This is a genomic window from Thalassoroseus sp., from assembly GCF_984380535.1.
Map to the genome: position 1 here is coordinate 244002 of NZ_CFHRBF010000009.1, position 12581 is coordinate 256582.

The 12581-nt window shown below is 54.2% G+C and carries 11 protein-coding genes; 7 read left to right on the top strand and 4 right to left on the bottom strand.

Translation table 11 applies throughout. From position 1 onward, the window contains the following. Nucleotides 1–42 precede the first annotated feature (42 nt). From mutS to AC5DDB_RS14515, 3 genes are all read right to left on the bottom strand, one after another. The gene (gene mutS, locus AC5DDB_RS14505) at nucleotides 43–2724 is read right to left on the bottom strand and encodes a DNA mismatch repair protein MutS (RefSeq protein ID WP_491740448.1); all 2682 of its coding nucleotides are present in this window, start codon (nucleotides 2722–2724) and stop codon (nucleotides 43–45) included. Nucleotides 2725–2797: 73 nt separating this feature from the next. Then, on the bottom strand, nucleotides 2798–3190 hold the full coding sequence (locus AC5DDB_RS14510; protein WP_491740449.1) for a four helix bundle protein: 393 nt from the start codon (nucleotides 3188–3190) through the stop codon (nucleotides 2798–2800). Nucleotides 3191–3248: 58 nt separating this feature from the next. After that, complete coding sequence (locus AC5DDB_RS14515) at nucleotides 3249–4250, bottom strand: ribose-phosphate diphosphokinase (protein ID WP_491740450.1); 1002 nt, start codon at nucleotides 4248–4250, stop codon at nucleotides 3249–3251. 337 nt (nucleotides 4251–4587) lie between these two features. On the opposite strand from AC5DDB_RS14515, the gene AC5DDB_RS14520 reads away from it, so the two are divergent. From AC5DDB_RS14520 to AC5DDB_RS14550, 7 genes are all read left to right on the top strand, one after another. After that, nucleotides 4588–6303: a glycosyltransferase family 39 protein gene (locus AC5DDB_RS14520; protein WP_491740451.1), complete on the top strand. Its 1716-nt coding sequence runs from the start codon at nucleotides 4588–4590 to the stop codon at nucleotides 6301–6303. Nucleotides 6304–6434: 131 nt separating this feature from the next. Continuing rightward, on the top strand, nucleotides 6435–7760 hold the full coding sequence (locus AC5DDB_RS14525; RefSeq protein WP_491740452.1) for a glycosyltransferase family 4 protein: 1326 nt from the start codon (nucleotides 6435–6437) through the stop codon (nucleotides 7758–7760). 21 nt (nucleotides 7761–7781) lie between these two features. Continuing rightward, nucleotides 7782–8798 carry an NAD-dependent epimerase/dehydratase family protein gene (locus AC5DDB_RS14530; RefSeq protein WP_491740453.1) on the top strand — a complete coding sequence of 339 codons (1017 nt, stop codon included), beginning with the start codon at nucleotides 7782–7784 and terminating at the stop codon, nucleotides 8796–8798. A 37-nt stretch (nucleotides 8799–8835) separates the two neighbouring features. Beyond that, nucleotides 8836–9450, top strand: a complete 615-nt coding sequence (locus tag AC5DDB_RS14535; RefSeq protein ID WP_491740454.1) for a sugar transferase — start codon at nucleotides 8836–8838, stop codon at nucleotides 9448–9450. A gap of 158 nt (nucleotides 9451–9608) precedes the next feature. Then, nucleotides 9609–10694: a GNAT family N-acetyltransferase gene (locus AC5DDB_RS14540; RefSeq protein ID WP_491740455.1), complete on the top strand. Its 1086-nt coding sequence runs from the start codon at nucleotides 9609–9611 to the stop codon at nucleotides 10692–10694. A gap of 94 nt (nucleotides 10695–10788) precedes the next feature. After that, the gene (locus tag AC5DDB_RS14545) at nucleotides 10789–11271 is read left to right on the top strand and encodes a hypothetical protein (protein WP_491740456.1); all 483 of its coding nucleotides are present in this window, start codon (nucleotides 10789–10791) and stop codon (nucleotides 11269–11271) included. Beyond that, nucleotides 11268–12278 (top strand): DUF1559 family PulG-like putative transporter, encoded by a 1011-nt coding sequence (locus tag AC5DDB_RS14550; protein WP_491740457.1) that lies wholly within the window; start codon nucleotides 11268–11270, stop codon nucleotides 12276–12278. The genes AC5DDB_RS14545 and AC5DDB_RS14550 overlap by 4 nt, the downstream gene beginning before the upstream one ends. 6 nt (nucleotides 12279–12284) lie before the next feature. Here AC5DDB_RS14550 and AC5DDB_RS14555 read toward each other — a convergent pair whose 3' ends face one another. Further along, nucleotides 12285–12581, bottom strand: coding sequence for a MoaD/ThiS family protein (locus tag AC5DDB_RS14555; protein ID WP_491740512.1), 297 nt, complete (start codon nucleotides 12579–12581; stop codon nucleotides 12285–12287).

Below are 12581 nucleotides of genomic sequence, written 5' to 3' on the forward strand. Positions count from 1 at the left end.
CCCGGAAACGGAAACCAACGGACAACGGATCATAGAATTCGGCTACGTCACCAGTTTCTGACGCATGCGGTGTAATTCTTCGAGAGCTTCGAGCGGAGTCAACTCCTCAATTTTGAGATCGCGGAGTTCATCGAGCAGAGGATGCTGATCGTGAAACAACGAAAGCTGCCGATTCTTTTGCTTGCGGGTCGTACGTGGTGGGACTTTCGGGCGACCGGAATCGTCGAGATGGTCGGCTTCAAGTGTCTCTAAAATCACGCGGGAACGCTCGACCACAGCCGCTGGCACACCTGCGAGACGAGCCACGTGGATGCCGTAACTTTTGTCCGCCGGTCCCGGCACGATTTTGTGAAGGAACACGATGCCATCCTCGACCTCTCGCACCGCGACGTTCCAATTGGCGGCATGCTTGAGAGTTTGCGTGAGTTCGGTGAGTTCGTGGTAATGCGTGGCGAACATCGTGCGGGAGCCCAGGCAATCGTGTAGATACTCCGTGACCGCCCATGCCAGCGAGATCCCGTCGTAGGTGCTCGTGCCTCGCCCAATTTCATCCAGAATGACGAGGCTGTGTTTCGTGGCGGAATTGAGAATGCGAGCGGTCTCGGTCATCTCGACCATGAACGTACTTTGGCCTTTGCCGAGTTCGTCACTCGCTCCCACACGGGCGAACACGCGATCAGCGATCCCGATTCTTGCGGACTTCGCCGGTACGAACGACCCCATCTGGGCCAGAATCGTCAATAACGCCGCCTGCCGAATGTACGTGCTTTTCCCCGCCATGTTCGGCCCCGTGATAATCTGCACGCGGCCGAATTGGTCCGTTGTTCGTTGTCCGTTGTCCGTTGTGGATGTGTCCTCCGGCTTTGGTGTCTGGTCCCTGGTCCCTTGCCCCAACACCACATCGTTCGGCACGAATACGCCCGATGGTTGCAACTTATCGAGCACCGGATGCCGACCGTCGCGGATGTCGAGCAGAGGTTCGGTCGTCATTTCCGGTCGACAATAACCACCGGCGATCGCAAGGGTGGCGAGTGTCGTGAGCACATCCGCTTCGGCCAACACTTCCGCTGTCGTCTGCAACCGAGCAATTTGTTCAGCGACACGTTCTCGCAGGGCATGGAACAACTCTTGTTCGAGGGCCGTCGCACTTTCCTCCGCTCGCAGAACTTTGTCTTCATGCTCCTTGAGTTCTGGCGTGATGTAGCGTTCCTGGTTTTTCAGTGTTTGTTTGCGGTGATAGTTCTCGGGCACCTTGTCGGCGTGCGACTTGGTCACTTCGAGGTAATACCCGAAGACCTTGTTGAACCCGATTTTGAGGTTCGGAATCTTTGTGCGTTCGGCTTCCTTCGCTTGATACTTGGCGATCCATTCTTTCCCTCCCCGTGCGAGATCGTGGAGTTCATCGAGATCGGCATGGAATCCGCTGCGAATCATGCCGCCATCGGTGGTCAACAATGGCGGTTCGTCGACGAGCATCTCTTCGATATCGGAACGAATGTCGGCACACAAATCCAATCGGCCTTCCAACCGCATAAGCAACGCCGACTGATGCCCGGTAAGTTTGGCCTTTAACTTCGGCAAGGCGGCCAACGTCTGAGCCAAACAGCCGAGGTCTTTCGGACTCGCCCGCCGTGTCGCCACCCGTGCGGTGAGCCGATGCAGGTCATAAATCGGTTCGAGCAATTCCCGCACATTTCGCACGAGCGAACCGTTGGCGATCAGTTCCTCGACGGCATCATGTCGGGCGACAATCGCTTTCAAGTCCGTTAGCGGGTTCGACAATCGTTCCGCGAACAATCGGGCACCCATCGGCGTGACGGTTTCATCCAGCACATCGAGCAAACTACCATCTCGGCTGCCGTCGCGTAGCGTGCGTGTGAGTTCGAGACTTCGCCGGGTCGATTCGTCAATAATCAGATGCGTGCCTCGACGGTACGGTTCCAATCGGGCGATGTGGCCAAGCGAGGTTTTTTGCGTTTCTTGGACGTACTCCAACAACGCTCCCGCTGCGACAATACCAGCGGAATCGGGTTCGATATCGAAACCATCCAACGATTGCACGCCGAAATGGTCGAGCAGCAACCGCAAGGATTCCTCTCGCGAGAAACACCATGCCGGGCGTTCGGTGAGCACCATTCCCCGCACATGCTGCAGCGATTCGTTGAAGGACTCTTCCGGCTTGCGTTCGGGCAGTAAACACTCGGCAGGACCAATGCGGGCGATCTCATCGAGCAGGGCGGTCGGTTCGACATCGGTCGTTAAAAACCGTCCCGTAGAAAGTTCCAACCAAGCCAGCCCGATCTGGGTTTTCGTCGGAAACAAACACGCCAAGAAGTTGCTTTGCCGAGGGTCGAGCAGGGCATCATCGGTCAGCGTGCCCGGCGTGACAACCTGCGTGACTTCCCGCTTCACCAACCCTTTCGCTTGTTTCGGGTCTTCGACTTGCTCGCAGATGGCCGCCCGTAAACCGGCCCGAATCAGCTTTTGCAAATAGCCTTCCAGCGAGTGATACGGAAACCCCGCCATCGGCACGGGATTCTCCGAACCCTTGTCCCGACTGGTCAAAGTCAACCCGAGCAACTTAGCCGCTGTCTTCGCATCCTCATGAAACAGCTCATAAAAGTCGCCCATCCGAAACAACAAAATCGACCCCGGATTCTCCGCCTTCACCTGCAGGTAACGTTCCATCATCGGCGTGAGTTTGGGAGCGGGTTTGCTGGTCATATTCGAAGCTCGAGTGTTATCGTTATCGTTCTGGTTGATCATGTAGAGAGTGGAGGGTGATGAGTAGAGAGTATTATTCGGTTGGTCGCAAAACCCATTGGTCCACGTTGCGTGACATGCTGACGAGTATTCCAATAATCTTGTCGTATTCCTCGTAAATTCGCCGGGCAACTCCGTTCTCAATGTATTGGCACTCAACGGCGAACTGTATCCAAGTTTGTGTCTCGGCCGCTTCCGCTTCGCTATCAGATAGTTTGTTTACAAACGCCGCCGGATACCGTCTCTTCCGCCATGCCTCTGCAAGATTTGCACAAACCGAACGTGACGAACGGCGAATCTGATCCGTCAACGAATAGCGTTCTTCAATCGGAAACGCTTTCGACGCTTCAAATAGCTCCATCGCGGCTTGAAGGGCGGTTTGGTAAACCTCTAATTCCGTATGACGTCTCGCAAATTTTTTCGCCATGTCCGAAATCTCCTGAATCCACTCTCTACCCCGCAACGCTCCACTCTCCACACAAAAATCACTCCGGAAACAACATGCTCACGCTGGTGCGGTCGTGGACGGAGCGGATGGCTTCGGCGAAGAGGGGGGCGACGGTGACGGTTTTGGCGTTCGGCGGGAGATCGGTGTGGCCTTCGATCGTGTCGGTGACGAACAGCTTTTTGATCTCGCTTTGACCCAATTTCTTGGCTGCACCGGAGGCGAAGACGGCGTGGGAAATCGCGGCGTAGATGTCTTTCGCACCGCGGCTTTTCAGCAGTTCCGCCATGCTTACGAGGGAACCACCGGAGATTGCGAAGTCGTCGACCATCAACACATTCTTCCCAGCGACTTCCCCAATGACTTCCAGCACGCGAGCCGTTTCGCTGTGATCGACGCGTTGTTTCGTGCCAATCACGACCGGTGTGCCGAGCAAGTTCGCGAACGCAGACGCATCCTTCGCAAACCCCGTGTCCGGGCTACACACCACGAGATCGGGAATGTTCAACTTCTTGATGTGTTCGCAGAGGACATGCCGACCATACAGATGATCGACCGGCACACGGAAGAATCCCTGAATCTGTGGGCTGTGGAGATCCATTGTCAATACGCGGTCGGCTCCCGCTGCTTCGATGGCATCCGCACAAACGCGGGCTCGGATCGAAACCCGAGGCTCGTCCTTCTTATCGCCCTTGGCATAGCTGAAGAACGGAATCACAGCCGTCACCTGATGAGCGCTGGCACGCTTGAGGGCGTCGATCCAGAACAGTAACTCCATGAAATTATCGTTCACCGGAGCATGCACGCCCTGGATGACGAACACGTCCCGCCCGCGAACATTTTCCAAAATCCGCACGAACACATTGCCTTCACTAAACGTAATGGCTTCGCTCTTGAGCGGTCGGATGCCAAGGAAATTGCCGATCGCGGAGGCCAACATCGGATTTGCCGACCCGGCAATCAACGCCAAATCACCCTGAGGAGGCTGAAAAGTCTGCAGACGTGGGCCGGTCGATGTCGGGCCGGAACTGGGAACAGTCATGGTGAATTGGGAATCTCACAAGGCAATACGCGGACGGGACGCAAACCGCCATCATAGCTACGTGGCGTGGGCACTCAACATTGAACAAAAACCGGATCCTCACCGGTGCCCATAAAAAACCGGGCAAAAACAGGATTCTCGCCCCAATTGTCTCAGGCGGTGCAACCCCTTTTGGGCTCTTGTGGGGTTAGTAGGACATTGGGACGGTGCGAAAGTTCTCTTGTCTCAGATGGCGTGTTCAGACACAATCCCCACGCTTAAGGCCGGGATGCCGAGAGCGATAACATCATGATCCGTGCTTAACCACGTCGTTAAGTCGGATTTGTCAGGGACGACAATGCGATTTCGCTGTGCATTTCCGTTGCGAAAACTTGCCAGCCCGTCGGTTGACGGTTCGGTGACGATGGCGTCACGTACACTGCTCGTGCTGTTTTTGCTCTGCCTGATCCCCCGACTGGTCATGGTCGCCCGCATCGGCCCCGTCTGTAACGATGGGTACTACTATACCTCTGTTGCGGATGCATTCGAGGATGGGGAGTTTGGGAGAGGTTTTGCGTACCTCAATCTGAACATTTACCCAATTATTCTCTTGGGGTTGCATCGATTGGGGCTTGGATGGTTGCTGGCTGCGAAACTATGGGGGGCGGTGATTTCCAGCCTCGCTGTGTTGCCGATGTTTGGCTGGATTCGCCGAATGTTCGACGATCGAGTCGCTACCCTTGCGAGTTTTCTCTACGCGATTCATCCCGAATTCATTGAGTTGAGTGTCGAGCCAATCCGCGAACCGACATTCTGGTTTCTGCTGGCTCTGTCGTTCTATCTCGGCTACCGCGCAACTAGCGAGAACCGACTCAAGTTCTTCATCCTCGGCGGATTGGCAATGGCGTTGGCCGTCCATACCCGTAGCGAAGGGTGGCTGTTGCTAGGACCACTCTTGATCTGGATGGCGTTGAACGCGTGGAGTCGCCGACCGCAAGTTGGCAAACTCATTTGCGGAACCGGGCTATGGCTCGCAATGACACCGCTTCTGATATTGGTCATCAATCTCACCCTTTTGCGGGGAGAAAGCGAGTGGCAATGGGGGCGACTGACGCACTTTCAATTGGGCTGGCAATGGATGCAATCCGCCTTCGAACCAACCCCGACGCCAGTGCCACCAACATCCTTGACCACTGCATCCGTATCGATGTTGCCATCGTCAATGCAGATGACGATTCCGAAACCCGCTGCAACCGCGTTGCCGAAACCTCAAACCACGCCGCTGCCAGCGGTCAGGCCGGAATCGATGGTTTCCGTTTCGGAACCCCTTGCATTTGGATATCGGCTGCGAAAATTCTTCCACGCTTGGATCCGTATGTTCGAACCTGTCAACTTCGTGTTGGCAGTCATCGGACTAATGACTGCACTACAACGATTTTGGCGAAAAGAGTTCTGGGTTCTCATCGTCTTCTCCCTCACTGTATTAGCTGCAGTCTGGGTTTTGTTTGGCACATTAGGAGTGATTAGCTCTCGATACTTCCTCCCCACGTATCTCGTTTTGGTGCCATTTGCCGGGATCGGATTGTGGACTGCATTGGCGTGGTGGAGTCGTCAGGTCTTGCGGTTATCGGGAAGTCGCTGGCTCCGACGGACAGTCGTTCCCTGTGCCATCGCGATCGGTATTTCACTCGGCTGGTTAGATGCGTTCACCACATGGCACGAAACCCGCGAAGCCGAAGCCTCGATGGCAACGTTTCTCAAATCCGAGATTCCCAAAATTCGTTCGGTCACAGTGGACCTGCATGCTGTGCGGGTGGGGTATCACTTGCTAGACGACGTTCCCCACATCACACCAGAGGCCATTGCACACGGGGTCAATCAAACCATCTGCAAACGCGAAAGTCATTGTCCCGATGGGAAAGATGTGGTCATTCTGTCTTGTCATCGCTTTCCCAAAGAGAAAGTCGATGCCTTGCAACAAGAAGCCATAGCAGCTGGCCTAAGTCCTGTCGACTACGAAGCACCGCCAATGGCACATGGTCAGTTCCTCGTGTTTATTCATGAGGCTGAATAAAGAATGCAAGTGATAGGCCAGTAACAAGTAGACATGAAAACTGTCTTAGCATGTGTTGCTAGTCTCTCGCTTCTGAAATGCTAGAGAAAGATACTCCCGCCAGGGTTTACTACTAGTAAGGTTGTTAGGCCATGCCGGTCGATGTGAAGCATAGTGAAACCCCGGTTCAAAGAGTCTGGGTGATTTCCGAGGTTTACTATCCAGACGATAACCCGACTGGTTATTTTCTCACCGGCATTGCTGAGGGACTCGCGGAAGAGTTCGATGTGCGTGTTCTCTGCACGCAACCTTCTTATACAGTCCGTGACAAACGTTCGCCTTGGCATGAGGTGCACAAAGGCGTCTCGATTCGTCGCGTCTGGAGTACGACGTTCGACAAGAACGTGTTACCTCTAAGAGTCGTCAACTTACTCACTGTGAGCCTGTCGATCTTTTGGAGAATGTTCTGGTCGCTGCGACGCAACGATCGTGTGCTTGTCGTGAACGTGCCGCCAATCTCGCCGCTGGCAGTCGGGTTAGCCTGTCGTCTTCGTGGCGTCGACTATTCTTTGTTGATTCATGACGTCTATCCCGATGCAGTCGCTGCTGCCGGGATGCTTCGCACAACATCTTGGCCTTATAAAGTCTTGAACCTTGTGTTCGGTAGACTGCTGAACTCTGCGCGGCATGTCATCGTTCTTGGGCGAGATATGTTTGAGCGGATTGCTAGTAAACTTCCGGAGCGTTCCGACTGCGTCACGATGATTCCGAATTGGGCAGACCTCAAACTTGCTCCGCGCAGTCCCTATGATAGTGAGCCCAATCAGATCCGCGAACAGTTCGGGTTGCAGGGGAAGTTTGTTGTTCAGTACTCGGGCAATATGGGGCTAACACACAACCTTGATGTTATCGTCGAAGCAGCACGAGACATGCAAGATGCTAGCGATCTGCATTTTCTGCTAGTCGGTTCCGGTGCCCGGAAGGCTTGGGTGACAGAAACTGTGACCGCCGAGAAACTCGCAAACGTAACAGTCGCAGATCGCCGCCCGCGTGAAGAACTGAATGATTTGCTGCGAGCGGCTGATGTATCGGTGATTAGTTTTCTTCCTGCAATGGCAGGGGTTTCAGTACCGAGCCGGCTATACAATGTGATGGCGGTCGGCTGTCCTGTGATTGCAGTCGCTGACCCAGAGTCAGAACTCGCTCGGACAGTTGCCGAGGAACGAATCGGTTGGGTCGTTCCCCCGAATGATGTCGATGCCTTTCGTAACGCGATAGAAACGGCTCGATCAAATCCTGCAGGGCTTGCCGAGATGCGACTCCGAGCACGTCGAGCTGCGGAACGACGCTTCTCTTTCGAACAAGTTGCGATTGCATACCGCGAGTTGTTACGAGCCGATAGTCATACGCCTAAATCGATTTGGGATCAGCCGGCAACTGGTTTGTCGGATCAGGAATCGATTCGTCGAGCGGCTTGAAAGATGTCGAGGAGTCAGCCAATGCAAGCCCCGATACTAGTCACGGGAGCCACCGGTTTTCTTGGTCGTGCGATCGTCGCGCAGGCTGTCTCGGAGTCTGTTCCAATTCGCACGACTGGACGACGCGATCCCACTGGCCGCTTGCCTAGTTTTCTTCCGGTCGATCTTGCTGACGAACAACTCACGGCTTCACAGTGCGATCGACTCGTGCAAGGTACACGATGTGTCATTCATGCAGCAGGGCTTGCTCATCAGTTCGATGCGACCCAGGATGACTTTGCTCGGTTTGAACGAGTGAATGTTAGTGCTCCGGTTCGATTGGCTGAAGCGGCCGCACGGCAAGGTGTTGAGCGGTTTGTGCATGTCAGTTCAATCAAGGTCTATAACCCGGATTGTCCTCAACCGATTGATGAAACGACACTAAGAGATCCCATTGGTCCATACGCTCAGAGCAAGGCGGATGCCGAAGCGAAACTCGCGGAAGTCGCTGAGCAGACGGGGCTTGAAATCGTCATGCTGCGGATGGCTGTTATCTATGGCGAAGAAGATGGCGGCAATGTCGCTCGACTAATTCGGGCTATTGATAACAAACGGTTTCTCATGATTGGGCGGGGAGAGAATCGTAAGAGTCTTGTGTTTCGTGACGATGCTGCTAGAGCTTGTTTGACGGTTGCTCGTTCGCACACGTTGCCAAGTTCGCATCGTGTCTACAATATTTCGTCTGATGCCGTACCAATGCGGGACTTTGTCGGTGCTATCTATCAGGCTCTCGGAAAACGCTCGCCGCGATTGCACATTCCTACAGGATATGTATGCCTCCCCTTTGCAGCCCTCGCGAAATTGCCTGTGCCGAAAGTATCGCGTAAAGCCGAAAAAGTTTCAGAGACCCTTGCGAAATGGCTCGTTGACGAGGCATACGATGGGACTCGGTTCCGTCAGGATTTTGACTTTCGCTACCGTGTGTCACTCACTGAGGGGATTGAGCGAGAAGTGGCTTGGTATCAACTTCAAAATCAGTCAGAACTGCGTGCTGCCTAGAGTTGGCTGGTTCTCGTCGTTGTAGAAAGTGATCGAGATGAAACGTCTGTTCGATATGTGTCTCGCAGCGAGTTTGCTGGTCGTGTTTGCGGTCCCGATGACTATCATTGCCATGCTAGTCCGGTTGACGTCGCGTGGCCCAGCTTGGCATTGGTCGGACCGGGTGGGAAGAGATAATTTGATCTTTCGAATGCCAAAGTTTCGGAGCATGCGGACTGATACTCCACAACTTCCGACGCACCTGTTGCAAGATTCTCGCAACTGGATCACGCCGCTCGGACACTTCCTGCGGAAGACAAGTCTCGATGAGTTGCCACAACTCGTTAGTATTCTTGTGGGTGATATGAGTTTCGTCGGCCCACGACCGGCTCTTTATAATCAAGATGATCTCGTTGCTCTTCGGACTGCACGAGGTGTGCAGAAACTCGCGCCAGGGTTAACCGGCTGGGCACAGATCAACGGTCGTGACGAACTCTCGATTCCTGCCAAAGTTGAATACGATGCCGAGTATCTCACTCGACAATCGTTCCTGTTCGATCTCTACATTATTGCAGCGACCTTCGTTCGTGTTTTTCGGAGTGACGGAGTTGTGCAGACTGGCGACGCTGTTTCCGATCGTCAGGTTGAGCCTCAACATCGGCGGGCCGCTTAACTGTGTGTTCGCACAATACGGACGATCCTTACGATTGACATGGAGCTGTTAGAACTCGCGTTGTGGAAGAAGTTTGATGTTGCGTGACGATCGAAGTGGCATACCACTTGAATGAGCCCATCTTCTTCCAAGCGTTCCTAGCTGCTTTTGATATGTCTATGTCTACGTCCTTTCACGGTGACACGTCACGAATCGACGCTGTTCAAGTCGATGATGCCGCTTCGTTAGACTCTTCACTTGTATCCGTCTGGCGAGAGATCACTCAATGTGACGAGTCGTTCTCGCATCCGCATTTTTGTCCTGAGTTTGCCATTGCAGCCGGGAAGACTCTGCCTGGTGTGAAAGTGGCTACGTTATTCAGTGGCAACTCCCCGCTCGGATTCTTTGCCTTCCAGCAAGAAGGCAAAGTCGGTTGGCCGGTTGGTTATCCCTTCAGTGAGACCCATGGGATTGTGCATCGGCCGGGGCTTGAGATTGATGGTCTGAAACTTTGTCGAGAAGTTGGACTGTCTGCTTGGCACTTTGACCATTTGCCGGTCACGCAAACGTGGAGCCAAGCATACCAGAAAGCTCATGATGACGCTGCGTGGGTGGAGCTTTCCGGGGATTTTGAAGCGTATCTCGAGGGCCGACGGAAGTCGGGGACATCTCAGCTGAAACAAGCCGAGCGGAAAAGACGAAAACTTGCTCGCGAGGTTGGCGTCGTGCGGTACGTGGATCAGGTGACCGATCGAGAACACCTCGAAACGATGATTCGCTGGAAGCACGATCAAACGAGTCAGGGCAAGTCCGGTGGAGTTTTCGAGTCGGAATGCACGCGGGAGTTCTTGAGTGAAGTTTTGAAGATCCAGGAGCCGAGTGTCAGGGGTCAACTTTCGGGCTTGTTCGCCGATGATCAGCCGGTCGCGTTGCACTTCGGAATGCAATGTCGATCCAGTTACGTTTCTATGATTCCCGCGCATGATCCGGATTTTTCGCGATACTCGCCGGGGCTAATCTTACACCTGGATATGTTTCGAGCCGCTTGCGAGCAAGGCGTGACTGATATCGATCTGGGTCGCGGAATCAACCGTGTCAAAGCGGCCTTGATGACATCCACCCGCAAGCTTGCGATGGGAAGTGTCGATCGTCGCCCACTACGCCGATTCGCCACGAACTCCTGGTATCGTCTCCGCAACTTCGCCCACACCTCGCAACTCGGAAACCGCCTACTCATGCTGAGCCGTCAGATGAAGTGGCGCTAAATCATCGCATTACGTGTAGAAATGTTCGCATGGCGAATCCCGTTCGGTTATAAACGGTGAAGTCGCTTTCGAAGAAATGTGGACATCTTTGGGTATGCGATCTATTCGAGTTGCCGTGGTTGTTCTGGTGGCCGTTCTTGGCGGTTTGGGTTCGCCGTCTGCAATCGCGGGGATGCCTGCTCCGTTGACTGAGGACCTCCAAACGATCCTGCGACTCAGAGAATCTCCACATCAGCGTTTGCAAGCGATCTCGTTTTTCCTAGTCGGCATCGTAGCGTCAGCGTTGGCTGTCAAACTTCTTTGGAATGGTTTGACTCGTGACTGGCCTCGATTGCCACAGTTGTCATTCGCCAAATCGTTGGCGATTGTAGCGCTTTGGGGGCTGATGTTTCTCGTCGTTCTCACCATGATATCCGGTGCCCGGGAGTTGATGACGCCGGGAGCTTGGAAAAAAGACGGCGCGACGTATTCGATTCGTGACGAACCGGCGGATGTCTCCCCACGTGAACCCGATTGGACACCGAAGCCTTTCGAACGGAATGACTCTGAGTCTCAATGGCCGGGGTCGAAACCATGAAATCGCTGGCGTACGCTCTGCTTGCGTTGTTTGTACTGCCGATGGTCTTGCTGACCCTGTTGATGTGGGTAACCCCGCCTGGTGTTTGTGGTGAAATTATCACCGATCTCATGTTCGGTTGGTTTGGGTTTCTGCGTCGTGTTGGCAGTCAGTTGACGATTCGCTGGGATGGTGTTGCGATTTTCTTAGTTGGGATCGGCGGGGTCATTGCGATCGCACATTATCTACTACGATGGTTCTTTCGAGAGACGAATAACGAAAGTGATAGCCGGTCGGTTTCGTGGCGATTACGGTCGACAGTTTCGGTTGTCGGATTAATTGTTGTGATGTTTATCGCCGGGACCTCCATCATTGGCGTGACTCACCAAGCGGTTTGGCTGTTTCAGTCCGAAGAGCCACTATATGGGGAGGATTTGCCTCAATCAGTTGCTTTCAATTCCCAGCACCACCTTAAGTGGATGGGGCATGCAGTTCATAATTCGCATGACATCCGTGGAACATTGCCCACGCGATGGCGTGAGAATCCGAATGATCCACCACAGAGTTGGGCCACTCAAATTTTGCCATATTTGAACTACCAAACCGACACGATAGACTTCTCGCGGGAGTGGGACGATCCCGTCAATGCAGCCAGCTTCCGAGCCGTCATTCCCGAGTTGTGCAATCCCGCGTTTCGCACGCCGCCATTGCGAAATTCTCGTGGCTACGGCTTGAATCACTTCGCTGGCAATCGTTGGTTGCTAGATCGTACGGATCCCGTTCCGTTTCAAGAACTCCGGCATGTTTCCGCGAATACGCTCCTGATTGGTGAAGTTAACTCCGAGTTTATGCCTTGGGGAGAACCCGGCAACCTGCGTGACCCAACCGTGGGCTTCAACACCCAAGCAGGATTCGGCGGCGTTTCCGGTGCGGAAGGCGTCAGATTCTTGATGCTCGACGGTTCAGTCCGGTTTGTCGGAAACGATATCAGTCCCGAAGTACTGGAGGCGATGAGCCATCCGCAGTAGCCAACCTCATCCGCCAGCGATGGCTCCGACGATTAGGAAAGGTTCGGAGCCGTCTGCGACTGCGTTGGGGAGGGGGGTGTCCGGGGGATCGTGGGAGATGTCCTGGGCACAGGTGAAGAAACGGAGTAGCGGGCGGCGTTGGCCGGTGGTATGGTCGCGGATGGTGCCTTTCAGGACGGGGTGCCGGGCTTCCAGGGCGTCTAACAGGGTGCGTTGCGTGAGCGGTGCGTCCACCTCGATTTGGATTTCGGAATCCGTCTTCGCCAAATTCTTAAGATGGTAGGGAAGCACGACTCGGACCAG

Bases quoted from the DNA above. Each gene is read 5' to 3' on its own strand.
- AC5DDB_RS14525 (WP_491740452.1), top strand. From the start codon at position 6,435: ATGCCGGTCGATGTGAAGCATAGTGAAACCCCGGTTCAAAGAGTCTGG.
- AC5DDB_RS14540 (WP_491740455.1), top strand. From the start codon at position 9,609: ATGTCTACGTCCTTTCACGGTGACACGTCACGAATCGACGCTGTTCAA.
- AC5DDB_RS14535 (WP_491740454.1), top strand. From the start codon at position 8,836: ATGAAACGTCTGTTCGATATGTGTCTCGCAGCGAGTTTGCTGGTCGTG.
- AC5DDB_RS14510 (WP_491740449.1), bottom strand. From the start codon at position 3,190: ATGGCGAAAAAATTTGCGAGACGTCATACGGAATTAGAGGTTTACCAA.
- AC5DDB_RS14515 (WP_491740450.1), bottom strand. From the start codon at position 4,250: ATGACTGTTCCCAGTTCCGGCCCGACATCGACCGGCCCACGTCTGCAG.
- mutS (WP_491740448.1), bottom strand. From the start codon at position 2,724: ATGACCAGCAAACCCGCTCCCAAACTCACGCCGATGATGGAACGTTAC.
- AC5DDB_RS14530 (WP_491740453.1), top strand. From the start codon at position 7,782: ATGCAAGCCCCGATACTAGTCACGGGAGCCACCGGTTTTCTTGGTCGT.
- AC5DDB_RS14545 (WP_491740456.1), top strand. From the start codon at position 10,789: ATGCGATCTATTCGAGTTGCCGTGGTTGTTCTGGTGGCCGTTCTTGGC.
- AC5DDB_RS14550 (WP_491740457.1), top strand. From the start codon at position 11,268: ATGAAATCGCTGGCGTACGCTCTGCTTGCGTTGTTTGTACTGCCGATG.
- AC5DDB_RS14520 (WP_491740451.1), top strand. From the start codon at position 4,588: ATGCGATTTCGCTGTGCATTTCCGTTGCGAAAACTTGCCAGCCCGTCG.